Origin of the sequence: Priestia sp. BR_2, from assembly GCF_041954005.1 — a bacterium.
Classification (GTDB): Bacteria; Bacillota; Bacilli; order Paenibacillales; family Paenibacillaceae; genus Paenibacillus_AQ; species Paenibacillus_AQ lautus_A.
Map to the genome: position 1 here is coordinate 124,410 of NZ_JAVFHM010000139.1, position 23,385 is coordinate 147,794.

General features: G+C 55.7%; 21 protein-coding genes and 1 riboswitch. Of the genes, 3 read left to right on the top strand and 18 right to left on the bottom strand.

Features of this window, described 5'->3' with window-relative positions:
- Positions 1-113 precede the first annotated feature (113 nt).
- The 12 genes from fumC to RB298_RS05770 form a co-directional block, all read right to left on the bottom strand.
- Positions 114-1,502, bottom strand: coding sequence for a class II fumarate hydratase (gene fumC, locus RB298_RS05715; RefSeq protein ID WP_009590318.1), 1,389 nt, complete (start codon positions 1,500-1,502; stop codon positions 114-116).
- 308 nt (positions 1,503-1,810) lie between these two features.
- Positions 1,811-2,836 (bottom strand): DUF2332 domain-containing protein, encoded by a 1,026-nt coding sequence (locus RB298_RS05720; RefSeq protein ID WP_486046287.1) that lies wholly within the window; start codon positions 2,834-2,836, stop codon positions 1,811-1,813.
- A gap of 181 nt (positions 2,837-3,017) precedes the next feature.
- Entirely contained in the window at positions 3,018-4,814 is a 1,797-nt protein-coding gene (gene cydC / locus RB298_RS05725; RefSeq protein ID WP_486046289.1) for a thiol reductant ABC exporter subunit CydC, read from the bottom strand.
- Positions 4,811-6,691: a thiol reductant ABC exporter subunit CydD gene (gene cydD / locus RB298_RS05730; RefSeq protein WP_486046291.1), complete on the bottom strand. Its 1,881-nt coding sequence runs from the start codon at positions 6,689-6,691 to the stop codon at positions 4,811-4,813. Before cydD ends, cydC begins: the two co-directional genes overlap by 4 nt.
- Complete coding sequence (gene cydB / locus RB298_RS05735; protein WP_009590373.1) at positions 6,691-7,707, bottom strand: cytochrome d ubiquinol oxidase subunit II; 1,017 nt, start codon at positions 7,705-7,707, stop codon at positions 6,691-6,693. The genes cydD and cydB overlap by 1 nt, the downstream gene beginning before the upstream one ends.
- Positions 7,694-9,097 carry a cytochrome ubiquinol oxidase subunit I gene (locus tag RB298_RS05740; protein ID WP_009590394.1) on the bottom strand — a complete coding sequence of 468 codons (1,404 nt, stop codon included), beginning with the start codon at positions 9,095-9,097 and terminating at the stop codon, positions 7,694-7,696. The genes cydB and RB298_RS05740 overlap by 14 nt, the downstream gene beginning before the upstream one ends.
- A gap of 287 nt (positions 9,098-9,384) precedes the next feature.
- Complete coding sequence (gene ade, locus RB298_RS05745; protein WP_486046294.1) at positions 9,385-11,187, bottom strand: adenine deaminase; 1,803 nt, start codon at positions 11,185-11,187, stop codon at positions 9,385-9,387.
- Positions 11,188-11,537: 350 nt separating this feature from the next.
- A riboswitch (purine riboswitch) is annotated at positions 11,538-11,639 on the bottom strand.
- Between the two features lie 106 nt (positions 11,640-11,745).
- Positions 11,746-12,324 (bottom strand): NAD(P)H-dependent oxidoreductase, encoded by a 579-nt coding sequence (locus RB298_RS05750; protein WP_096775784.1) that lies wholly within the window; start codon positions 12,322-12,324, stop codon positions 11,746-11,748.
- Positions 12,325-12,384: 60 nt separating this feature from the next.
- A complete protein-coding gene (locus RB298_RS05755; RefSeq protein WP_176502505.1) occupies positions 12,385-12,975 on the bottom strand; it encodes a TetR/AcrR family transcriptional regulator in 591 nt (196 codons plus the stop codon).
- A 154-nt stretch (positions 12,976-13,129) separates the two neighbouring features.
- Positions 13,130-14,374, bottom strand: coding sequence for an MFS transporter (locus RB298_RS05760; protein ID WP_096775783.1), 1,245 nt, complete (start codon positions 14,372-14,374; stop codon positions 13,130-13,132).
- A 124-nt stretch (positions 14,375-14,498) separates the two neighbouring features.
- Entirely contained in the window at positions 14,499-16,271 is a 1,773-nt protein-coding gene (locus tag RB298_RS05765) for a sensor histidine kinase (protein WP_486046297.1), read from the bottom strand.
- On the bottom strand, positions 16,268-16,987 hold the full coding sequence (locus RB298_RS05770) for a response regulator transcription factor (protein WP_096775781.1): 720 nt from the start codon (positions 16,985-16,987) through the stop codon (positions 16,268-16,270). The genes RB298_RS05765 and RB298_RS05770 overlap by 4 nt, the downstream gene beginning before the upstream one ends.
- Positions 16,988-17,128: 141 nt before the next feature.
- Here RB298_RS05770 and RB298_RS05775 point away from each other — a divergent pair, with 141 nt between their 5' ends.
- Both RB298_RS05775 and RB298_RS05780 read left to right on the top strand, forming a co-directional pair.
- A complete protein-coding gene (locus RB298_RS05775) occupies positions 17,129-18,358 on the top strand; it encodes a DUF418 domain-containing protein (protein WP_096775780.1) in 1,230 nt (409 codons plus the stop codon).
- 147 nt (positions 18,359-18,505) lie between these two features.
- A complete protein-coding gene (locus tag RB298_RS05780) occupies positions 18,506-18,811 on the top strand; it encodes an antibiotic biosynthesis monooxygenase (protein ID WP_036659302.1) in 306 nt (101 codons plus the stop codon).
- 164 nt (positions 18,812-18,975) lie between these two features.
- Here RB298_RS05780 and RB298_RS05785 read toward each other — a convergent pair whose 3' ends face one another.
- Positions 18,976-19,434 carry a hypothetical protein gene (locus RB298_RS05785; protein WP_096775779.1) on the bottom strand — a complete coding sequence of 153 codons (459 nt, stop codon included), beginning with the start codon at positions 19,432-19,434 and terminating at the stop codon, positions 18,976-18,978.
- A 138-nt stretch (positions 19,435-19,572) separates the two neighbouring features.
- On the opposite strand from RB298_RS05785, the gene RB298_RS05790 reads away from it, so the two are divergent.
- Positions 19,573-19,704, top strand: a complete 132-nt coding sequence (locus RB298_RS05790; RefSeq protein WP_009590359.1) for a DUF4023 domain-containing protein — start codon at positions 19,573-19,575, stop codon at positions 19,702-19,704.
- A 97-nt stretch (positions 19,705-19,801) separates the two neighbouring features.
- Here RB298_RS05790 and RB298_RS05795 read toward each other — a convergent pair whose 3' ends face one another.
- The 5 genes from RB298_RS05795 to RB298_RS05815 all read right to left on the bottom strand — a co-directional run bounded on the left by RB298_RS05795 (position 19,802) and on the right by RB298_RS05815 (position 23,268).
- The gene (locus RB298_RS05795; RefSeq protein ID WP_119850991.1) at positions 19,802-20,143 is read right to left on the bottom strand and encodes a DUF1801 domain-containing protein; all 342 of its coding nucleotides are present in this window, start codon (positions 20,141-20,143) and stop codon (positions 19,802-19,804) included.
- A gap of 88 nt (positions 20,144-20,231) precedes the next feature.
- Positions 20,232-20,630 carry a VOC family protein gene (locus tag RB298_RS05800; RefSeq protein ID WP_096775777.1) on the bottom strand — a complete coding sequence of 133 codons (399 nt, stop codon included), beginning with the start codon at positions 20,628-20,630 and terminating at the stop codon, positions 20,232-20,234.
- Between the two features lie 124 nt (positions 20,631-20,754).
- Positions 20,755-22,017: an RNA polymerase sigma factor gene (locus RB298_RS05805; protein ID WP_096775776.1), complete on the bottom strand. Its 1,263-nt coding sequence runs from the start codon at positions 22,015-22,017 to the stop codon at positions 20,755-20,757.
- Complete coding sequence (locus tag RB298_RS05810) at positions 22,017-22,448, bottom strand: YciI family protein (RefSeq protein ID WP_096775775.1); 432 nt, start codon at positions 22,446-22,448, stop codon at positions 22,017-22,019. Before RB298_RS05810 ends, RB298_RS05805 begins: the two co-directional genes overlap by 1 nt.
- Positions 22,449-22,710: 262 nt before the next feature.
- Positions 22,711-23,268, bottom strand: coding sequence for a CGNR zinc finger domain-containing protein (locus RB298_RS05815; RefSeq protein ID WP_096775774.1), 558 nt, complete (start codon positions 23,266-23,268; stop codon positions 22,711-22,713).
- Positions 23,269-23,385 lie beyond the last annotated feature (117 nt).

Here is a 23,385-nt window from a genome sequence, read left to right on the forward strand (position 1 = left end):
AGCCCGGCGGGTAACTTCTTCTAATCAACCATAAAAGCCCACATCACCGTGGTGAAATGGGCTCTTGGTTCAACGGGGAACCTGCCTTGAAATAAAGCTCAAAAAAAACTCTCCTATTCCTTCGGGTGTATCATTTCTTCCGGACGGACGATCCGGTCAAAATCCTCTCCGCTAAGCAGACCGCTTGCCAGCGCCGCTTCGCGAAGCGTTGTCCCTTCTTGATGCGCACGTTTCGCGATGGCGGCGGCATTCTCGTATCCGATATGCGGATTCAGCGCCGTCACCAGCATTAGCGACCGCTCCATGTTCGCGCGGATCACGTCAAGATTGGCTTCGATGCCGATGGCGCAATTCTGGTCGAACGAATCCATGGCATCCGACAGCAGACGCACGGACTGCAAGAAATTATAAATGATGACCGGCTTGAAGACGTTCAGCTCAAAATTGCCCTGGCTTGCCGCAAAACCGATCGTGGCATCGTTGCCCATCACTTGGCAGACCACCATCGTCAGCGCTTCGCTCTGGGTTGGATTTACTTTCCCCGGCATGATGGAGCTTCCCGGTTCGTTGGCAGGGATCGTGAGCTCGCCGATGCCGGAACGGGGACCGCTTGCCAGCCAGCGAACATCGTTGGCGATCTTCATCAGATCGGCAGCCAGCGCCTTCAACGCCCCATGGGCGAATACGATCTCGTCATGGCTGGTCAGCGAATGGAACTTGTTGCTGGCGGACGTGTAGCTTTTTCCGATCTGCAGGCTGATTTCGGCCGCCGTCATTTCTCCGAATTTCGGATGCGCGTTAATGCCGGTACCCACGGCGGTGCCGCCAATAGCCAGCTCGCGCAGCGGTTCTACGGCCGAAGCCAGCATCAATTCGCACTTCTCCAGCATCCGGTGCCAGCCGCTGATTTCCTGTCCGAGCGTCAGCGGCGTTGCATCCTGAAGGTGCGTACGGCCGATTTTGATCAGGTCCTTATATTCATCGCTTTTCTTCTCGAACGTTTTCTTCAAACGGCGGAGCGCAGGCATCACTTGATCTTCCATGGCCACGACCGCAGCCATGTGCATCGCCGTCGGAAACGTATCGTTGGAGCTTTGGGATTTGTTGACGTCATCGTTGGGATGAACGCGCAGCGTGCTGTCTTTTCGCTCGAGCAGCTGATTGGCCCGATTCGCAATGACTTCGTTCACGTTCATGTTGGACTGCGTGCCGCTGCCGGTCTGCCAAACCACCAGCGGAAAATGCTCATCCCACTTGCCGTCCACGATCTCGTCGGCCGCGGTTGTGATCGCATCCACCTTATCTGCATCCAGCTTGCCGAGCTTGCCGTTGACGATGGCCGCGCTCTTCTTCAATATCGCGAACGCCCGAATGATCTCCTTCGGCATCGTTTCGGTTCCTATCCGGAAATTCTCGGAACTGCGCTGTGTCTGCGCTGCCCATAACTTATCCGCAGGCACTTTAATCTCACCCAGGGTATCCTTCTCAATACGATAATCCATCCCAACTTCCTCCTTTGGTCTCCTTGAATGCTGCCATGCCCTGAACGAGAGCCCTTCCACCATGGAAGAGCCCGATCCTCGGGTTCAATCGCATAGCATAAAGCGCTTTATATTCCATCTCTCCTATTATGACACAGACTTGCCCAATAAAAAAATATACGCGATGAAGGCTGCGGCTGTTGTTCTCTAAGTCTCAGCCCGGCTGCCTTCCGGGCTCGCGGTCGTTTACGGGCATATGACTTGTAACGAACGGCGGTCACCGTTCCGTTCGCCGTCCTTATTCAGGCTGAGTCAATCATCTCCCTGCCTTATAACAGCCACTCGAACCAGCGCGCATGCCCATCCGTGCGTGCCGCCGTAAACTTGCTCGGCACGCCCCCGAGGATATAATCGGCATGCAGATCCTCATCCTGCATATTGTTGTAGACGTGCACAATATCGCGCTTGCTTCCAATCTCGCTCAGATGCCGCAGCAATTTTTGCTTGGACGCCTCTGGAATCTGGTTGGCCACATGCGTATGAAACACGCAGATCACGGCCTCTTCCGGAATCTCCTTCACGATGTCAGGCAGCAGCTCCGTCCCATCCCCCTCCCGGAAACGTACGTCTGACTGCTGCTTCAACGCTTCCGCCGCATGCTCCAGCATGGACACCCGATCGTGATTGCCCGGCCAAATCAAAGCTCGCAGCCATAAGAAATGCTCCGGGTTCCGTACGTCATTCACATGCAGATCGATCCCCATCCGGTAAACAACCGGCGGACTGGAGGCCAGCAGGAACGGTTTGCGGTCTCCCCTGATCTCCGATGTAATGCGCACCTTCGATTCCGTAAGGCCGTAACTCGCCGTGTCTCCATAGGAATAACTGTATTGATCCCACAGCAGCTGCAATCCGGCACTCGTTCCAAGCTCCACCAGGGCAAGCGGCTTCCGGACCTTGTCATAAATGGAGCAGAACACCGGATACAGGTACGCGCAGCGACGGACCTCGTTCGTCTGTACCCGTTTGCGCTTCAGGATTCCGATAATGGCTGCTTCATGCTCCAGCACGAATGCCCGGAAATGGGGATAACAGGAGGCCATCTCCTTCGGGTGCTCCGCAAGGCCGGGGTAATACGCCCTCAGCTCCGGACCCTCGCCCTGAAGCAGCAAGTATTGAACCGCTCCGAACAGCATATTGGGCACGGGCTGGCCGGACGGAACCAACGCAGCGACCTGCAGCACCTCTTCATCATCGGCAATATGCCGGGCCAAATACTCATAAAACACGCTGGAACCCGGACATTCCCGCTCGGCAAAATGACGAAATACGTTCACCAACCGTTTCGAATCCACCCTATACCACACCCCTAACGTTGTAATGAACCCTTGATCCTGCTTAAGACTAATGTTACATCTTTCCAGAAGCCGCGTGGATTCCGATCTTTTATCGGACTTATAAGAAAAAAGAAGGCAAAAAAAGAAGAACCAGCCTCCTGAAAGGCCGATTCTTCTGCTAGTAAATCGCCTCGGCTGTCTATACCGCCGGACGATCCAAACGGTACAAGTTCCGATACCGCGGATATCGCTCCATCAGCTCATCGTGGGTGCCCCGCATAACGATTCGACCGTTTTCCATGAAGAGAATCTCATCCATGCGCTCCACGCCGACCAGATGATGCGTCACCCAAATCAAGGTGCGGTCCTGCAGGCTGGCGAACATGGTGGACAGCAGTTCCCGCTCGGTTCTGGGATCCAGCCCGACCGTGGGCTCATCCAGAATGACAACGGGCGTCTTCTGCAGCAGGATTCGGGCCAAGGCCACGCGCTGGCGCTCTCCTCCGGAGAAACGCTGCCCGGCTTCCTGCATGCGGGTGCCAAGTCCTTCCGGTAGGGAGGCTACCAACGGTTCAAGCCGTGCCATGGCGGCGGCGTCCCGGATTTCAGCCTCCGTGGCGTCCGGGGAGCCAAGCCGAATATTGTTCGCAAGCGTTGTGTCGAACAAGTGCGGACTCTGGTTCAATACCGAAATGACGGAAGAAATCTCATCGCCGAAACGCGCTGACTCCACGCCGCCTAGGGTAAGGCTTCCTCCGGATGGCGCCAGCACGCCCTGGATCAGCTGCAGCAGGGTCGATTTGCCGGCACCGGAGCGCCCGATGACGGCTACCTTGGCGCCGGGAGCAATATCCAGCGACACATCGGTTAATGCAGACGCCTCCCTGTCCACGCCGGATGGTTCCAGCCCCGATGGGCCGTCTGCCCCCTGATCATAGCGGAAGCTGACGCCGTCCGCCTTCACATGAACGCCGCGGCTTATGACGGATTCCACCTCTGCCTTATCCAGCATCTGCGGCAGGTCCTGCCGCCCTTCGGAGGCATCCGCGCTTTCAATCGCCCGGAGCCTTGCGACCGATTGGCCGTACTGCGGAATCCGCTCAACGGCTTCGGATACCGGCAGAAATGCATCCATTAACGGGAACACAACCAGCACAAAAGCCGCGATCAGCGTAACGTCGATGGCACCGTCCGCATACTGTCGTCCCGACCAATACACCACCGAGACCACCGTCACGGCAACCACGCCTTGACCGATAAAGGCGCGCAAGCGCGACCAGCGCTTAAGCGAACGGTCGGTCCGGTCCACCTCGGCTTCATCCGCCTCGTAACCGGTCAGGAATTCCGCCTGCCGGCCGCTGACGTACCATTCATGAATGCCCAGCACCGCGTCGGTCAGCTTCCGGTAGAGGTGGCTGCGGGCCTGTTTCACTTCCCGATTCTTCCGTTTGGTGAGCAGCAGCGAGATCAGCGGCAGCACCAGCACCAGCACCGCTATATACAGTGCGAGCAGAAGGGCGAATGCCGGATCAAACAGACCGACGGCCAGAATGACCCCGGCATATAACACAAGCGCAACAATCGATGGGAAGACCGTTCGGATGTAAACGTCCTGCAAATACTCGATGTCATCGGAGAGCACCCCCAGCAGATCCCCGGTGCGATACCGGGAAGATAAACGGAGGGCTTGCGGTTCCAGAATGCGGTACAGCCGAAGCCTCATGCGGGACAGGATGCGAAGAATCGTATCATGCCCCACCAGGCGCTCCACGTAATGGATCACCGCCCGTCCGATGCCGAAGGTACGAACCCCTACGGTCGGCACGTACACCATCAGGATGTTTTCCGGACGCAGGGCGGATTTGGAGATCAAATAACCGGATGTGAACATGAGCATCCCGGCAAACATAATGGTGAGCACGCCCAGCGTGACAATGAGCAGAAAACGCCAGAAATTTGCCGTTACATAGGGTCGAAACCACGATTCCTGCTTCATTGTACTCCCTCCATCTGCGATGTCATCAGTCCGTAATAGACGCCCTGTCGTGCCATAAGCTCCTCGTGGGTTCCCTTTTCCGCAACGCGCCCCTGGTGCAGAACGATGATATAATCCATATCCTGCATCCAGTGAAGCCTGTGCGTCGCCAGAAATGCCCACTTGTCTTGAAAAAGGGACAGCATCGTCTCCTTCAGCTCATACTCCGTCTCAATATCCAGATGCGCCGTCGGCTCATCCAGCAGCAGAACCTGCCGGCCGCCAAGCAGCGCCCTGGCCAAAGCCACGCGTTGTGCCTGGCCGCCGCTTAAAGCGCGTCCGCCGCCGCCGATCATCTCCGCAAGGCCGCCCGGCAAGCTTTTTACCAGCTCCGACAGACCGGCCGCCTTTACCGCCGCTTCCACTTGAGCTCTGGACGCCTCCGGCGCATAAAAGCGCACGTTCTCCTCCAAGGTTGCCCCGAACAAATACGGCTGCTGCGGCATATAGGTGACCTCCGACCGCCACTCGCGTCGGTTCGATTCTTCCAGCATCATGCCGTTCAGCGCCATCGCTCCGGATGTTGGCGCCATGAAGCCGCCTAACAGCTCGATCAGCGTGGATTTGCCGGCTCCGCTCTCCCCGACGATGCCGATCTTGCGTCGTCCCGGTATTCGGAAGGTGACCTCCTCCAATGAAGCGGGCCCTTGTTCTTCGTGTCTGAGGCCGATACCGGAGAGCTCCAGTACGCTGTCCTTTTCCCAACGGAATGATGACTGCGGCCTGCGGCTGGGACCCGAGAAATTATTTTGAATTTTAAATGTTAGGCCCGTTGAGGTTCGTTCCATCGTTTCTGCCGCCGGGGTTTCAAGCGCTCTCGTTGGCTCGAATGGACCCGCGCCGTTAGCCGAACCCTCCGCGGCAACAGGACTTGAGCTACCGCCCGAATGCCCCTTCCGGGCTTCTCGGATGATGGATTGCATCGCTTCCCCTGCCTGCTTGCCGTCCAGCGTGGCGTGGAAGTCCGCTCCGACCATGCGCACCGGCAGGAAATACTCCGGTGCCAGGATCAGGATGAGCAGCGCGGGCAGCAGCTCCAGGCTGCCGTTAATGAGGCGCAGGCCCAGGTTTACCGCAACCGACGCCACGGACAGCATCGTAAAGAAATCCAGCGCAAAAGAGGACAGAAACGCCACGCGCAGCGTCCGCATGGTAGCTGCACGATACCCCTCGCTGACCTGCTGTATGCTCGCGCCGTGCTTGCGGCTCTGTCCCAGAAACTTCAGGGTGGTCAGCCCTCTCAGCGAATCCACGAAATGATTGGACAGCATCCGGTAGGAATCCAGCTGCCGCTCGGTCTGCTTTCTCGCGGCAAGTCCCACGAGGATGAGAAACACGATCAGGATCGGCATGGTCACCAGCAGAATGATGCCCGAGATCCGGTCCGTCATGAAAACGTACAGCCATACCAGCGCCGGGGTAATGCCCGCCCCCATCATGCGAGGTATGGTCAGCTCCGCATATTTGCGGAACTTGCCGATGCCCTCCAGCACAAGCGTAACCACATTGCCTGTTCCTTCCGACCGGACAAAGGACGGCCCGTTCCGAAACAGCTCCTCCAGCAGCTGCTTTCTCAGGCTCGTGCCCGTCTCCTCGGCAAAGCGCTGCGCGATTCCTTGCTGCACGACCGAGATCCCGTGGCGTGCCAGAAAGGCAAGCAGGAACAAGGCAATGGTCTCCCCCTGCTCCTGCAGCGTTGATCCAGCAAACAGGGCGGATACGGCTTCCGCCAGCCATTTGGCTTGCAGAAGGATGGCCATGCTCTGTGCCAGGGTACATACGGCGACAAGGAAGAATACCGTCTTGGCGCCTTTGTATCCCAGCAGATCTTTTCCCATCAGTACTCCAGATGCTCCTTCTCATGTACCCGTTTGTGGAAAACGAAGTAACTCCAAATTTGATAGCCCAAAACAAAAGGCAGCAGCGATACGGCCACAATCGTCATAATCTTGAGGGAATACGGTCCGGAGGCCGCATTATAAATGGTCAGGTCAAATGCAGCGTTGATGGAGCTGACCATCACGCGCGGGAACAAGCCCACGAACACGGACGTTACCAAGAGTGCGATGACCGCGCCGGTCATCCCGAAAGCCCAGCCGTCCCGCTTGACGTTCATGAAATATCCGCCCAGCAGGAATGCAAGCAGGGCCAGCACCAGCAGGACGGTTAACGCCACGCCGCGCTTCTCGAAGATATCGGTCATGAAATACGTCATCACCCCGAACGCCACGAACAGGGCCGCGACAGGAATCAGAAGTCTCCGGGCCATGCGGCGCGCCCGTTCCTGGAGATCCCCCAGCGTGCGCAGCGTCGTGAACATCAAGCCATGGAGCAGGCAGAGCATCACCATCGTCAACCCGCCGACTACGGTATAAAGATTCACGACATCGAAGAATCCGGCATGCAGCTGCATCTCTTCGTTAATCGGAAGCCCCTGGATCAGGCAGGCAAAAACAACGCCGAGCAGGAATGGCGGAAGCACGCTTCCGGTGAAGATCGCTCCGTCCCATACCCGTTTCCAGCGGACATCGCCCACCTTGCCGCGGAATTCAAATGCCACGCCGCGCCCGATCAAGGCCAGCAGAAGAAAGACAAGCGGAATGTAGAACCCGCTGAACAGCGTGGCATACCAGTTCGGGAAGGCCGCGAACATCGCGCCGCCCGCCGTCAGCAGCCAAACCTCGTTGGCGTCCCAGAACGGGCCGATCGAGTTGATCAGCACCCGGCGCTGGGTATCGTTTTTGGCCAGCAGCTGCGTGGACATCCCGACTCCGAAATCGAAGCCCTCCAGGAAGAAGAACCCGATAAACAATACGGCGACGAGCACAAACCACAGTTCGTTAAGAGACAGCATTGTAGTCCTCCTTATTAAACGGATCGCTTGCGTGGTGATCGTCTTCCTCCGCCGCATACGGTCCTTTCTTAATGACTTTGATGAACAGATAGGCCATCACGGCTGCCAGCACTGCATAAATGGCGGTAAACATGATGAGCGAGAACAGGATCGAGCCTGCGCTTACGTTCGGCGAAACGCTGTTCTCCGTGGTGATCAGCCCGAATACCGTCCAAGGCTGGCGTCCGATCTCCGTCATGATCCATCCCGATGTGTTGGCGATGAACGGCAGGGAAATGCCGAACAGCATCAGTCTGAGGAACCATTTGCCGGCCTTCTCGACTTTTTTGCGCAGCATCAGCCACGCGCCGTACAATCCCAGCAGAATCATGACGCTGCCGGCAGCCACCATAATCCGGAAGCTCCAGAAGGTGGTGCGGACCGGCGGAATATAGTCTCCAGGACCGTATTCCTGCTCGTATTGGGCTTGCAGCTCCTTCATTCCGATGACTTCGCCGGAAAATTTGCTGTAGGACAAAAAGCTGAGCAAATACGGGATTTTGAACTCCATCGTATTCTCCTGCTTATCCGGATCGATGGCGGCTATGACCGTCCAAGGCGCGGGATCGTCGCTCGTTTCCCACAAGCTCTCGGCGGCGGCCATCTTCATCGGCTGCGTATCCACCAGATACTGCGCTTGCTGGTGGCCGAATACCGCAACCAGAATGGAGGTGATGAGACCCACCACGATGGCGATGTGGAATGATTTTTTGAAGAAATCCAAATCCTGCTTCTTCAGCAGCTTATACGCGCTTACCCCCGCTACCAGGAAAGCCCCGGTTGCCAGCGCACCGAAGATCGTGTGCGGGAATTCTACCAGCAGCTGACCGTTCGTAATCAGCGCGAAGAAATCATTCATCTCCGCCCGTCCATTGTTGATCTCAAAACCGACCGGACGCTGCATGAACGAGTTCGCTGCCAGGATCCAGAAGGCGGACATCAGGGTGCCGAAGGACACCAGCCAGATGCTGAGCAGATGGACCTTCTTGGATAACCGGTCCCACCCGAATATCCACAGCCCGATAAACGTCGATTCAAGGAAAAACGCCAGCAGGGCTTCGATCGCAAGCGGTGCGCCGAACACGTCCCCGACAAAGCGCGAGTAATCCGACCAGTTCATCCCGAACTGGAATTCCTGCAGAATCCCTGTCACAACCCCGACCGCAAAGTTGATCAGGAACAGCTTTCCCCAGAACTTGGCCATTTTCTTGTAGACTTCCTGGCCCTTGACAACATACATCGTCTCCATGATGGCGATCAGAAACGCCAATCCGATGGATAACGGTACGAAAATAAAGTGAAAAATGGTTGTCGATGCGAATTGGATTCGCGCCAGCATAACCGGATCCATAAAAGATACCCCTTCCTTTAGCTCACGTGATCACTTCAAATTTGATTCTTTTTGTATTGTCGCAGACCGCGTCCTAAAGGATTGTGATAAACATCACAATATAATGGCCGAAATAGGTGAAAAAGTTATCAATTTGTGACGAAAATCACTAAGTAGGCAATGGATTATGTGAGGATTATCCATGGGAGCGTGGCTTGCGGCATCCACTCACAGGCTAAGCCCAGTATTTACGCACCAAAAAAGCAGGTTAGCCATGTAGGCCAACCTGCTTTAATGTATGTGCCACCTTATTGTACCGGACCGATCTCCGTCTCGATGAGCTTGAATTCCGTCACGTCCGCAATCCCGCGATTGGTAATGCGGATCTCCGGAATGACCGGAAGCGCAATGAGCGAGAACGTCATGAACGGCGCATGGATGGAGCAGCCGAGCTGTTTCCACGCTTCCTCCAGGGCAGCGACTTCCTCGGCTACAACCTCGACCGGACGGTCCGCCAGCAAGCCCGCAATCGGCATCGCCACCTTCGCCAGCACCTGGCCGTTCTGCACCACGATCATGCCGCCTCCGCATGCTGCCAGCTCGTTCGACGCAAGCGCCATATCCTCGGCGTTCGTGCCCATCACGAGCAGGTTGTGGCTATCGTGCGCCACCGTGGAAGCAACCGCGCCGGACTGTAGTCCGAAGCCGCTCGCAAAGCCGAGCGAGATCTGCCCGGTTGCGCCGTGGCGCTCGATGCATGCCAGCTGAACCACGTCTTGGCCCAGGTCCGGCTGGATGACGCCCTGCTCCACGGCGAGCACCGCGGTCATTTTGGCGGTACGGGCACTGTTCTCGATGACGCGCACCACGTTCACTTCCGTATGCGCCGCATCGAACTTGCTGCGCAGCAGAAAGTCGTCGGCGGTAAGCGAACGCTGCAGCCGAACCGATTGAAAGGCCTTTTCCGGATACGAATACGCCGGGAACGCCTTCACGAGACGGCCGTTCTCCGCGACCACTTCGCCGTCCGTGATCACCACCGAAGGCACCATGCTCTTCAGATCGTCAATGAGCAAAATATCCGCCGTTTTGCCCGGTGAAATGCTGCCGAGCTCCATATCCATGCCGAAATATCGAGCCACGTTGATCGTGCCCATCTGGATCGCAGTAACCGGGTCCACGCCCTCCTCCATGGCGCGGCGGACCACATGGTTCATATGGCCGAGCCGCAGCAGCGTCTGCGGATACACATCATCCGTGACCAAGGAGATATTGTCGGTACGTACCTTGTCCTCCGTTACCACCTTAATCACTTCCTTCACATCCTGCCAAGCCGAACCTTCGCGGATCATCAGATGCATACCGAGGCGAACCTTTTCCAAAGCCTGCTCTCTCGTTACCGTCTCATGATCGGAGCTGACGCCGGTTGCCAGATAGGCTTGTAGCATCCGGTCGTCCTCGGCCGGAAAATGCCCCGTCACCGTCTTGCCCGCACGCAGCGTGGCTTCGATCTCTCCGCTCATGGTCGGATCGCCGTATACGACGCCCGGGAAGTTCATCACTTCGCCAAGCCCAGCGACGCCGGGCCAGGTCAGCCCTTCCTCGATATCGGCTACGCCCAGCTGCGCCCCGGCATCCTCCAGATCGAACGTCGCCGGTACGCAGGAAGGAATGGTGGTGAACACCTTCATCGGCAGCTGCTGCCCTTCCTCGTGCATCCAGCGCACGCCCTCCATGCCGAACACGTTGGCGATCTCATGGGGATCCATATAAACCCCGGTCGTTCCCGTAACGATGGCCGCTTTGGCAAACTCCGTTACGGTCAGCATCGTGCTCTCCACATGCATATGGCCGTCCAGCAGACCCGGCGAGATGAAGCGCCCATTCGCTTCGATCACCTGCGTCCCCTCTCCGATCGTATGATCGGCGCTACCGATATAAGCGATGCGCCCGCACGCCATCGCCACGTCTATCCGTTCCTGAAGCTCGCCCGTAAACACATTGACCAGCGTGCCGTTTTTGATGACCAGATCGGCTGGCTCTTGTCCTAAAGCAACCTTCCCCAGCTGCCGGCTGACCTCGTATCGTTTCTGTCTCTGGATTGAACTCATGATGATTGCACGCTCCCCTTTTTTTAGATATCAGAAAGTATAAACTCGGAAGCTTGTGACTTCCTAATCTCGCAATAAAAACTTCTTCTTACTGCGGTCGTCGGTAGACGTTTTTCTTATAATGAATCGGTAAAAGCACAAAATCGATCTTGCGTAACACGCCAAACAACCCGGACAGCGTATCTGCCCGGGTTGCCTGCAACTATATCCATTGAGGAAGAGAAGTCCGCGCGGCAGCCATGCATTGCTAATAGTCTGCACATCACCCCATCCGTTAAAACGTGCTTAGATCCCATTTCAGGCGATCTTGCAGCCCGGCTTCGATGTTTATGCAAAGCCGGGCTTGGGGAGCGGATTCTCAACCTTCATGTAGTCAAGTCATTTACGGTAACCTGGTAGAAACGCCTGGGCCCTATTCCCCGGCATATACATCAAGATTTGATTTTGAACCATGACCCATTCAATTCTTTGGTCGTTTCATTTGTTGTATGAATTATAATCCTCCTGCCCGAGAAGTCAAGCCATTGGAAGGAACTGCACATCGCCCCTACTACCCGATCACGCCAATTTCCGTCCCATTCTCTGCACGCGCTCGAGCCATTGTCTTCTTGCCGTCTCGGGCATTTTGCGGAGCTGGGTAATGTTCGTGGCACGGACGGTGCCCACGCCGCAGAACTTCAGAATGGAATGCTTCATCATCTGATGTCCCGGCTGTCCGAGATAGAACCGGTAGTAAACGTACGGCGAATCCATCGTGACGATCAGACGGGCCGTCTTCCCTTTGAGCAGCTGCTCCGGCAAAGGCGAGTTCCGGCGGTACTTAAAGGCGAATCCCGGCAGAAAAACCCTGTCGATGAACCCTTTGAGCAGCGCAGGCATGCCGCCCCACCAATTCGGATACACAAACACCAGATGGTCCGCCCAGGCAATCAGCTCCTGTGCTTCTTGCAGATCGGGTTCGAGCGGTTGCTTGCCCTTATAGCCGCCGGACAGGTTCAGGTCAAACTCCATCTCCGCAAGCGCCAGCTTCCGCACCTCCGCTCCGGATTCGCCCGCCCCCCTTGCATAGGCCTCCGCCAGGTGACGGCCATAGCTGTTTTCAATGGGATTGCCTTGGATGATTAAAACCTTTTTCATATGCGTCCTCCCCCTAATAATTTGGTTAACAATCACTAACCTGATGGCAAAAAGAAAAGGTCACGCCTGACCTTTTCCCAAACCGGTTAATGCCAATAAATGCGCCGTTACTTCAGGTGCCAGCGGAGACAGCGGTTCTTCCAGCTCCCCCTGCATCGTGGATATCGCAAGCTGACTGAATGCACCGATGATCAGAACAGCCGTTAACCGTGTATTCTGCGGCGGAATATCCCGCTGCAGCACCGCTTGCTCGAGCAGCTCCTCCAAAGCATCAAGCGGTTGGCGTCCCCTGCTCTTGACTACCTCGGTAAACAGCTCGTGATGCTGAGACAATAGCAGCAAGCCGTATTTATCCTCGTCATACGATTCCAGTACGCGGGTTACGAGAGCCGATAGCCTCTCCGCGAACGGGCCGGGCCGGGTAGCATATTCATCCACCAAGCGCGTATAACTGCCGCAATATTCGTCGAACGCCTCCGCGGCAACGGCATCCTTATTCGTAAAATGCTTATAAATCGCCGCATCCGTCACGCCTGCCGCCGCGCCGATCTCCTTCACCGATACGCCGTCCACGCCCTTCTCGGCAAAGAGCTTCATGGCTGCCTGCAAAATTTCCTTCTTCTTGCTGTCGAAATGAGGTTTCTTTTTCATGCTCATATCATAAGTGAACACTAACCAAATTGCAATAAGAGGCACAAAAAAGGCCCCCCAAGACTTAGGGCGCCTCTCTTCGTACGTACTCTTTACTTTTCGTATATATCGCTAAAGACGCATGCCAGTCTTGGGCTCGGCCCTCCTGTCCAAGCTAAACCCCCGCTTCGATGGGAGCGGCCTTTACCTTGTTGCTGTACAGCAGCATGAGCGGAATGCTGATGACAAATGCGCCGGCCACAAGCAGGAACGGTATTCTCGGATCGATGCCGTACGCCCAGCCGCCAATGATGCCGGAAGGCGAAATGACGATGAGGATGAGCACCTGGAGCAGCGCGAATATTTTGGCGCGGTTCTCGTCGTCGATGGCATTGGCCACCGCCGTCTCCAGATACGGATACGTCATCATCGTGCCGAATGCGGCAATGACGGTGCTCAGGCTCAGCACCAGCAGATCTCCTTGCGGTGCAAACACCAGCATGACATTGGACAATACCGAGATGACAAAGCCCCATACCATCGTCCGGTGCACGTGCCGCTCCCCGATCCGGGGCATGATCCACCGCATGAATATCAGCATAATGACGGAGGAGAACGCCGGAAAAACGGAGATCAGGCCGCTGCCCAAATGCAAATATTCCACCATGAAGATGGAGACGTAGGTTGTCTTCACCGTCATCTGAAAATTAAACAGGATATAAACGCCGAAGATCATCAGCAGCAGCGGATTTCCCAGCATGCTCTTCATCACTTGGACATAGTCGGACATCCCTTCCCGCAGGCCCATCGCCTTCGTTTCCTTCATTTTGCGGTACCCGATCTCCGTCTCCCTCGTCGCATAATGGCGCCCGATGAACTGGATCGTCATCAGGAGGCAGGCAAGGACGAACATGATGCGCACCCCGGGCACAAGCGAGAAATGATACACCAGAAGCCCGCCGAGCGGCGCAAACAATCCGCCGACGACGCTAATCAGCTGCAGCAGCGTAAAGACATAGGTACGCTCCTTCGGCGCCGTATCCTCCACCAGCAAACAGTAAAAGGCGGTATGCGGAACCTTCTGAAAGCCGTTGATGACGGCGGCGATCACAAAAAACCAGAAGTTCTGGGAGACTGCCCAGAGCAGCGTGGCCACGCTCCAGCTCAGCACGTCGAAGTAAAGGAGCGCTTTTTTTCGGCCCAAACGGTCCGTTAAATACCCGCTGAGAAACGAGGACAGCACCTGCACAAGCAGACCGATCGAGGTAATCCAGCCGATCCCCGTCTCGGTTACCCCCAGTTGGTACATGTAGATGGAGGTGTACGTCGTGAACATGCTGTAAGGGATTAGAAACAGAGGCTCGTAAACGAGACAGCCCCGCGCATTGCCGGTCAATTGCCGAAACGAAGTTGAACCCATAATATCCTCCGGACATGAAATATAATCGTTGCCTAGCCATTATAGCGCACCCGGGGCAGGAGCAGGATAGGAAAGTTGCAGGATTTTTGAAGCGATTCCGAATATGCGGATCCAAGCAGCAGGGCTACTCCTTCCCGCGCGTACTTGCCCCCTCGCCTTCTTGTGCGGTGGCCTCAGGCAAAAATACGGTAATGGTGGTTCCCCTGCCCAATTCCGACCAGACGCTTACCCGCCCCCTATGCGCTTCGACGATCGCCTTCGCGATGCTCATCCCGAGTCCCGAGCCGTCCATGCTCTCTTCGGTATTCGTTCCCCGGTAGTAACGCTCGAACAGGTTGCAGCGGGTTTCTTCGTCCATCCCCACGCCTTGATCCGCAACCACGATCGCCGCGCCGCCGGGACGACTCTCCACCCGGACCTCGACGTTAACCCCATCCGGATTATGCTTCACGGCATTCGTGATCAGGTTATCCATCAACCGCTGCAGCCACTTGGCATTGCCGTCGACGGGCAGCGCCTCTTCGCCGCCGATATAGTTGAAATTCGCATCCAGCGAGGCATCATTGACGTATTTCAGCACGCAGCGGCGCACCAGCTCATTCAGGTCAAGCCGGGTCCGCTCCTGAGGGCGGATTTCGCTTCTCAGACGGAAGACGAGCGAGAAATCGTTGATCAGCTCCAGCATGTAGTCGCCTTTTTCCCGAATTACGGTTCCCATCTCCCGCAATTCCTCCTGGCTCCAATCCTGCGGTGCATTCTCAAGCATATAGCCGTACCCTTGAATGGAAGACAAAGGCGTACGCAAATCATGCGATATCCCGGACATCCATTCTTCCCGATTTCGATCCAGCCGCTCCCGTTCCCGTTCGGTTTCGGCCAGCTGCTCCGCCATCCTATAAAAGGAATGGATCACTTCCTTGTACAGCCTGTAACGCGTGCGGAGCTTCCCGTTCTTGCGGAAGACCCGCTTACGGTCCTTCGGCGTCAGCACTTCCTCGTACGCTCCCCTGCCCATCCGCTCGAACCATCCGGTAAACAGCAGCAGCGGACGGCTGTACCGGTATCCATGCCATATCGCCACCCCAAGCGACAGCACAAGCACGCAGATCATCGTCCACAGCGCCACGCGGATCAGCTCGTTCATCATTGGCCGCTTCTGCTGCGACCCGTCCTGAGGCGTGTGATATACCCAGGTGTTGCCGCTGTCCGCATCGCGGTAAACTGCGATATGCGTGGAATACGTGCCCGGCTGCTCCTGCATGGTGATGATCTCTAGCGGGTGGTAGCTCGCCTTATTATCGGAACCCGTCCCAATCGCTTGGACAACGCGCCCGTCCCGATCAATCACATGCAAATAACCGCCTAGATCGGCCAATTCGCGTCCCAGCTCGGCTTCATCCTCCGGTCTCACCTTCCCGCCGTCCTGAAAACGGGCAACCCATTCCCGAAGATGGTCCGAGCTCTTATCGATGCGTCCGATCAGATACAGCAGCGGCTCTTCATAAGTCAGATCCATCTGCCAATCCATGGTGTACTCGCCAAAGCGCCGCTCTTCTTTGATCTGAAGCAAGGTGCTTACCGAGTACGCTGACGGAACATCCGAATCCGTGTTAGTGGAGTATATCGCATTGCCCGCCATATCCACTACCTGCAGCCACATGCCCTCCTCCTGAAGCAAGAGCTCCCAATGATCGGCCAGCAGAACCTCCCCATTCTCCGTCACCGTCTCCGTCACGATGCCTTCCAGCACGCCTGCAGGAAAGTTGCGTTTGATCTCTTCGTCACCGATATGTTTGATTAGGAAGAATAAGAGCACGATCAGAAAGCAAAACATAAACGCCGAGAATGCAATTAATTGGTATGTAAAATGGAAGGCAAGCCTTCTGCGCAGCCTCATCGCGCTTTCTCCTTGATCAGCTTGTAGCCAAGCCCCCGGACCGTCAGCAGATACTGCGGGTTGCTCGGATCCTCCTCGATGCGCTCGCGGATGCGGCGGATATGCACCATGACGGTGTTGTCCTCGCCCATGCCGTCGATGCCCCACACCGCTTCGTACAGCTGCGCCTTGGAGAATACGACCCCGGGATGCTTGCAAAAATACAGCAGCAGCTGAAAGACCTGCGCCGGACAAGGCACCGGCTCTCCCAGCACCGTCAGTTCGCCTGCGGCTTCGTCGACCTTGAACCGGCCGAAATCCCATGCGCGCTGAATCGCCTGCTGCTCTGCCGCAGCCGCCGGTCCAAAGCCGCCCCGGCGCAGACGCGCCTTGATCCTTGCAGCGATCTCCAGCGGATTAAAGGGCTTGGTGACATAATCGTCCCCGCCCATCGCAAAACCGGTCAGCACATCCAGATCCGACGCCTTGGCCGTCAGGAACAGGATGTGCGGACTGCCATAGGAACGGATCTGCGGACAGAGGTCAAATCCCGTGCCGTCCGGCAGCATGACATCCAGCAGCACGATATCCGCTCCGTGTGCAGCGATTTCGCTGAGCGCTTCCTTGCAGCTGGAAGCCGTGTATATTCGGTTAAAGCCTTCCTTGCGCAGCACCATCTGCAGCATTTTCACAATGGAAGGTTCGTCGTCTACGATTAGAATTCGCGTTTGATCCATTTTATCCTCACCCGACATTTATGCTAGCACAGCAACCTTAACAGGAGTTAAACAAATGCTGGAAGTGTTAAGAAAAAGTTAGGATGCCGTTTCCGAGTTATTTCGTTTGGAGCTTTATACTGGGTGTCAGAGGTGATTGACATGAATTCAAATAAACGTTCGACCGCCGTGGATGCGATTCGCGGCTTGAGCTTGCTCGGCATCCTGATGGCCAATATGCTTATTTTCCAGTACGGCATGTTCGGTAAAGACGAGCTGCATTTCTTCCAGCCTTCCACGCTGGACCTGATCAGCCATGACATGCTCAAGGTGTTCGTAGAGGGCAGCTTCATGCCTATCTTTACGTTCCTGTTCGGCTACAGCATGATCAAGATGCGGGAAAGCCTGATCGGCAAGGGGTTTAAATACGGACGCAGCTTCTTCCGCAGGTCGGTTCTTCTGATCGTACTCGGCCTGCTGCATTCCATATTCATCTGGGAAGGCGATATTCTGCTGTTCTATGGGGGGATCGGCCTCTTCCTGGTGCTGTTCGTGAAACGGAAGGCCAAAACGATTTTGATCTGGGGCATTCTCTTGCTCGCGCTGATGGCCGTCTTGGGGTACGGCTCCATGGAGCCTGCGGCAGGCGAAGCGGAGCGCATGGAGAACTATGTGAAGCAGTCCATCGAAGTCTACGGCAGCGGCACGTATAGCGAGATCCTAAACTTCCGGTCAACCGAGGAAATGCCCATCGACCTCCCGGACTGGCTGATGCTGCTGGTGATCCTGATTGCCCCTCTCATGAGCGCGCCGATGTTCCTGTTTGGCATGGTCGCCGCGAAACGCGGGCGCTTCCTCCATCCGTCCATGGAGATCAAGCTGTATTTAAGGTGGTCGCTGCTCATTCCGGTCGGGCTTGGACTGAAAACCGCAGGCGTTATGCTCGAATCCACGAACAACTGGAGCGGCGTCCTGATGATGCTCGGCGGCCCCCTGCTCGCGCTGGGGTATCTCCACCTGTTCGCGTCCTTATACGCCTTCTCGTCCAAACAATCGGTGGTGATCCGGGCGTTCGAAGCGGTGGGGCGAATGTCGTTAACGAACTATCTGACGCAAAGCGTTGTATGCGTATTGATATTTTACGGTTTCGGATTGGGCATGTTCGGCAAACTCGGCGTGCTGCAGGGAGCGCTGCTGGCGATCCTCATCTATGCCGTACTGGCAACGGCCAGCCTGCTCTGGTTGAAACGGTTCCGCAGCGGACCGGTTGAACGGCTGCTCCGTATAGGCACCTACTGGTCGTGGAGCGGAAGGGCAAAACCTAAAGCGGCAGCCCCGGCTTCCGCCGTACCTGCGGCAGAGCTCCAGGCTGAAGGTCCCCCCGCGACCTGAGTTTTCCTTCTCTTCGGGCATGAAGCCAGGGTTATCCCGGTCCCCTGAGATGAAATCGGTTCTTTCGTTCATGTATAATGGACGTACAAGAAAGAACAAGACATGTCGGGAATTATTCCGCTCATAAACCAAAGGAGGATCACGTATATGCTGGTTGTTACAAACTCGATCAAGGTCAAACCGGGCTTCGGACAAGAAATCGCGCAGCGGTTCGCTGAAGCGAAGGGCGTTCAGGAGATTGAAGGATTCGTGCGGATGGAAGTATGGCATGAAGCCAAGGAAGGCGCAGAGGCCGAGGAACTGAAGATCTCTACGGTTTGGGAAGACGAGGAGGCGTTCAAGCGCTGGACTTCCAGCGAATCGTTCCGGCAATCCCACGGTCAGGGCCGCAACGAGAATATTTTGGGTGCATCCTTGAACAAATACGAGCTGCTGATCAGTCACAAGAAGTAAGCGAGACGTTGGATCCGGCAGCGGGATTTAGGCTGTCTTTAGACTCCTGCGAACAAGATGCAGCCCGGGCATTGGCCCGGCTGGATCTTTTTTTGCGTATAATTGACCGTTTGGCATCCATTCCGCAAGCTGACGGATTCGCGGCAAAGCTCCCCACGGGGAAGTTATTCGTTAAACGTTAATCCCGGCAGCAATTCGGGGTTATGGGAGCGTCCCAGCTCCACTATGTACGCGTTCAGTTCGGGCAGCTCCGGGCCTGCCAATATATACGACTCCCCATCCACCTCAAACTCGCTCGCCACGCGAATCTGCTGCTCGCCCTGCACGACATCCATAAAGAACAGAAACCCCGGTTCCTCGTTACCCGCCATCCGTTTGGCTTGAAGGGTATCCACCCGCTTCATGATCGGCTCAATGTCCTGTTCCTGGTCGAGCACCATCCGCGTGCCATCCCCATACACGACTTGAATGGCTTTTACCTTCGCTGCGTCCAGCTTCATCAGTTTCTTGACCGAATACAGTCGTTGGTCCGCAGATCCGGTATCCTCGTTAATTCCGCTGCAGCCGGCGATACCCAGAACAACGAGCATTCCCACCATGATCAACACAAGTTTACTGGACATCCTTCATCCCCCCAATACGAAAATCTCACAATCCCTACCCGTTCCAGAGTCTTCAAAATCTTCAAATAGGATCACAACGAAATGGTTATATTAAGCACGATCAGGCAAGCAACTCTATATGAAAGGAGTCTATATCCTATGGAAAGCACGCATGATTTCGTGGAAAAAATGAACGAGAACGCGGAGAAAGCCCGTCGCAACAAAGAGAATCACGGCAAAGGAACGCCAAGCGACAAGCTGCCAACCAAACAGCACGGCACCAAGAAATAGAATGACGTTTACCGCGATCCTCCTAGGATCGCGGCTTTAGATGCCGGGGCGCTCCCGCGGTATTGTTACCCGTGTCGCACCTCTTGCTACATATGGATTACAGACCTTCGGATGCCTGCTTCAGCAAGGAAGCCAGCGCTGCGTAGTCGACCTGCTGCCCGGCCGATATTTTGATGGTCTTCCGCTCTGGCGGCCCCTCGAACAGCGTCTCGGGCCATTCCAGCCCTTCCGCATTGAAAATCGTAAAGCTCACGGCGCTCTTCGCGACGCTGATTACCGCCGCGTATTTTCCGTTTTTCAGAAAATGCGGCTTTTTATATTGAAGCCGTTCCGCGACGTCCGGGATCGTATTGTGCACGAGTTCCCGAAGCCTCTCGCTGACTTCGACCTTCCAGGTATCGCTGATGGCTGCCATGTAATCCGTTACCTCTTGATTCATCTTATTGGCTCCTTCTGTATCGTAGTATGGTATTTTTCAAATGTGTATGGATTTCAATTTCGGATTGATGCTTCCGGCAGCTCTAGGCTCAGGCCTGATGAACCATCTGCCAAGTCATGCCGTACCGGTCCACCACTTCGCCGTAATAGGCTCCCCAAGGCTGCAGGGCAAAAGGATACTTCTCGGTCCCCCCGTCGCTGAGATGGCGATAAGCAGCGCGGGCGTCTTCCTCGTGATCGAACGTGATGGCCAGTCCCATGCTCGTGCTCTTGCCGGTTTCTTGAAAAGCGTCGGAGAGAATCAGCTGATTGCCGCCGGCCAGCGTTAACGACATATGCATGACTTTATCCTGATGGGCTTCGGGTATTCCCGGCATGTCTTTGAATGTAGTCAATAAACCGATCTCTCCGCCAATCGCCTGCATATAGAATTCGGCCTGGCCTCTTGCATCCTCCGAAATAATAAAAGGTACCATTTGTGCTTGCATGTTCATCTTCCTCTCGGTTCGATTTTTTTTGTTTTATATCTTAATGACGAACGGGATTTGACGTAATCGACACGACTTTCATATTTTTTTCGGATTTTTTTATAAAATGCTGCCAAAGCGTATCTCAAGGGGCCGCTCGCAGGCATTCTGCCGCACGATCAAGGAGCAGCGCCCGTTCCCTTTGATTATCCGTCAGCGATGCGGCCAGCTTGAACTCCGCGCAGGCCTCGTCCAGGCGACCCAGCTTAAAGAGCAAGTCACCCCTCACGCTCGGTAGAAGATGATATCCTTTCAAGGCCGGCTCGCTTCGCAAAACGTCCACGATCTCAAGCCCGATCTCCGGACCGAAAGCCATGGAGAGGGCCACGGCCCGGTTCAATTCCACGATCGGCGAGGGAGACACCTGCGCCAATGCCTCATACAGCGCGGAGATCCGAATCCAATCGGTCTCTGCGGCACTGGGCGCTCCGGCATGACATGCCGAGATGGCTGCCTGAATAGCGTAAGGCCCGGTCATTCCCCCCAACCGCTCGATTCGCTCAAGAGCTGCAAAACCCCGCCGGATCAATAAATAATCCCATAATGCCCGATTCTGGTCCATGAGCAGCACAGGCTCGCCCTGCGCATTGACCCGTGACTTGAACCGGGAGGACTGAAATTCCATCAACGCGACCAATCCGTGCACCTCGGCCTCGGTCGGCGCAATCTCCGCCAGCACCCGTCCGATCCGAAGCGCTTCCTGGCACAGCAGCGGACGAATCCACTGGCTGCCCGATGAGGCGGCGTATCCCTCATTAAACATGAGGTAGATGACCTCGAGAACTGATGCTAATCGCGGCTTCAGTTCGGTTCCTTGGGGAATCTCGAATGCAACCCGGGTCGCGGACAGCGTCCGTTTGGCACGAACGATTCGCTGCGCGATCGTCGGTTCCGGCACAAGATAAGCGCGGGCGATCTCCGCAGTCGTCAACCCGCCGAGCAGACGCAGCGTCAGGGCTACGCGGGCCTCGGGGGACAGAACCGGATGGCAGGTCATAAAGATCAGCCGCAGAAGATCGTCGTTCACTTCTCCCGCCTCCGGCACCTCCATTTCCGAATCCATCCGGGAATCCATTTCGCGTCCCAACAGCTCATACTTCCGATCGCGCACCTTATTCCGGCGCAGCAGGTCCAGCGCTTTGCGCTTTGCCGCGGTCATAAGCCATCCGCCGGGGTTATCCGGTATTCCGTCATTCGGCCACCGTTCCAGCGCTGCAATGAGCGCATCCTGAGCCAGATCCTCGGCGAGACCGATATCACGGACCATCCGGGTCAGATAGGCAATGATTTTGGAAGATTCGATTCTCCAGATGGCCTCGATCGTACGATGGGTATCGGCCGCCGACATTACGGATTCTGCCTTTGGATGTGTTCGCGCATTTCATATTGTTTGGCCTGCGCTTCCGGGTCCTGCGTTAACTCTGTCGGTTCGAATACCTGACGGAGCTCGATCTGCCCCGCGCCGAAGCCGTGCGGATCGGGCATGCGTTTGGCCCACTCGATCGCCTCTTCCCTCGTTTTCACTTCGATCAAGGTGTACCCCGCGATCAGTTCCTTCGCTTCCGTAAAGGGACCATCGGTGATTTTCGGCTTGCCTCCCGGCTCCGGATAAGAAATCCGGATGGCGCCCGAGCTTGGATGGAGCCCATCCGCAGCAAGCAGCACGCCCGCCCTCGCCAGCTCCATGTTGTACCTCATCATGGCATCCAATTGCTCTGAGCTTGGCAGCACGCCTGCCTCGGAATCCTCGGTTGCTTTCACGATCATCATAAATCTCATGTTTCTTCCCCTCCTGGTTATCGTTGCTTTCGCTTAAATTTTTCGTCCTATGCTTAACCAACGAATAGAGTTTCCCCTAATCGACAAACGCTTCACATTTTTCAATAAAAAAAATAATAAGTAACAACCATTTCGTTATAGGACCGTGTATTCCTGTTGAAAACGTTAGGCTCCACGAAAAAAAGACCGATCAAGACAAACGCTTGATTGGTCGATGGAGGGGCGATGATCCTTATCCAAGCCCGTTCCTATGGCAGGCAGTTCATCCCATGGACTTCGCCCGCTCCCGATACGTCTTATTTTTTGCCCGATTGCCGCAGGCCTTCATTGAGCACCACTTGCCCGTTCCCGGCCTGGAGCGGTCAACGAATACCCACTGGCAATCCGCGGCTGTGCACACTCTCAATCTGTTCCACGCGTTGTTCTCACGAAGCCGGAATACCTGAATCAGCAGCCGGGCCAATCCCCCTCTTCCTTGTGCATCCACTGGCTCAATGGCGTCAGAGGCTTCACTGAAGCTATAGGCGAACCGGAATCGGTCGGCTGCACGGTTTAACGCTTGGAAGCCGGCTTCCTTGTGGTCATGTATATTATTCGGAATGGCTGCCCTTAAGCCGCCCCGCAGATCGCGGGCCAAAGCCAGATCCTCTTCGGATACGGCGTCCTGTTTCAGAATAAAGCCGTTTTTTAACAGCCATGTACGCAGATCGTCCGCGGTAGAAAGCAGCTCCAAACCCGGGTCCCCCTCATACCGCATCCGTTTATCATGGGTGTTGATAAAATCGGCGATGATTTCGAGCTGCTCAAATTCATTTCCCACAACAAACAAACCTCCTATTGATTTCCCTATAACAAACCAGTAAAGTGTATTTATCGGTTATCTAACCATTTATAATATTTTAATGGTCATCACATTAAAAGAAAGCACCCTTGCTCC

What these genes read in the sequence shown, in the direction of transcription:
- fumC (WP_009590318.1), bottom strand. Translation starts at nt 1,502, where the DNA reads ATGGATTATCGTATTGAGAAGGATACCCTGGGTGAGATTAAAGTGCCT.
- cydC (WP_486046289.1), bottom strand. Translation starts at nt 4,814, where the DNA reads ATGAAGCAGGAATCGTGGTTTCGACCCTATGTAACGGCAAATTTCTGG.
- cydD (WP_486046291.1), bottom strand. Translation starts at nt 6,691, where the DNA reads ATGGGAAAAGATCTGCTGGGATACAAAGGCGCCAAGACGGTATTCTTC.
- cydB (WP_009590373.1), bottom strand. Translation starts at nt 7,707, where the DNA reads ATGCTGTCTCTTAACGAACTGTGGTTTGTGCTCGTCGCCGTATTGTTT.
- RB298_RS05740 (WP_009590394.1), bottom strand. Translation starts at nt 9,097, where the DNA reads ATGGATCCGGTTATGCTGGCGCGAATCCAATTCGCATCGACAACCATT.
- ade (WP_486046294.1), bottom strand. Translation starts at nt 11,187, where the DNA reads ATGAGTTCAATCCAGAGACAGAAACGATACGAGGTCAGCCGGCAGCTG.
- RB298_RS05750 (WP_096775784.1), bottom strand. Translation starts at nt 12,324, where the DNA reads ATGAAAAAGGTTTTAATCATCCAAGGCAATCCCATTGAAAACAGCTAT.
- RB298_RS05755 (WP_176502505.1), bottom strand. Translation starts at nt 12,975, where the DNA reads ATGAAAAAGAAACCTCATTTCGACAGCAAGAAGAAGGAAATTTTGCAG.
- RB298_RS05760 (WP_096775783.1), bottom strand. Translation starts at nt 14,374, where the DNA reads ATGGGTTCAACTTCGTTTCGGCAATTGACCGGCAATGCGCGGGGCTGT.
- RB298_RS05765 (WP_486046297.1), bottom strand. Translation starts at nt 16,271, where the DNA reads ATGAGGCTGCGCAGAAGGCTTGCCTTCCATTTTACATACCAATTAATT.
- RB298_RS05770 (WP_096775781.1), bottom strand. Translation starts at nt 16,987, where the DNA reads ATGGATCAAACGCGAATTCTAATCGTAGACGACGAACCTTCCATTGTG.
- RB298_RS05775 (WP_096775780.1), top strand. Translation starts at nt 17,129, where the DNA reads ATGAATTCAAATAAACGTTCGACCGCCGTGGATGCGATTCGCGGCTTG.
- RB298_RS05780 (WP_036659302.1), top strand. Translation starts at nt 18,506, where the DNA reads ATGCTGGTTGTTACAAACTCGATCAAGGTCAAACCGGGCTTCGGACAA.
- RB298_RS05785 (WP_096775779.1), bottom strand. Translation starts at nt 19,434, where the DNA reads ATGTCCAGTAAACTTGTGTTGATCATGGTGGGAATGCTCGTTGTTCTG.
- RB298_RS05790 (WP_009590359.1), top strand. Translation starts at nt 19,573, where the DNA reads ATGGAAAGCACGCATGATTTCGTGGAAAAAATGAACGAGAACGCGGAG.
- RB298_RS05795 (WP_119850991.1), bottom strand. Translation starts at nt 20,143, where the DNA reads ATGAATCAAGAGGTAACGGATTACATGGCAGCCATCAGCGATACCTGG.
- RB298_RS05800 (WP_096775777.1), bottom strand. Translation starts at nt 20,630, where the DNA reads ATGCAAGCACAAATGGTACCTTTTATTATTTCGGAGGATGCAAGAGGC.
- RB298_RS05805 (WP_096775776.1), bottom strand. Translation starts at nt 22,017, where the DNA reads ATGTCGGCGGCCGATACCCATCGTACGATCGAGGCCATCTGGAGAATC.
- RB298_RS05810 (WP_096775775.1), bottom strand. Translation starts at nt 22,448, where the DNA reads ATGAGATTTATGATGATCGTGAAAGCAACCGAGGATTCCGAGGCAGGC.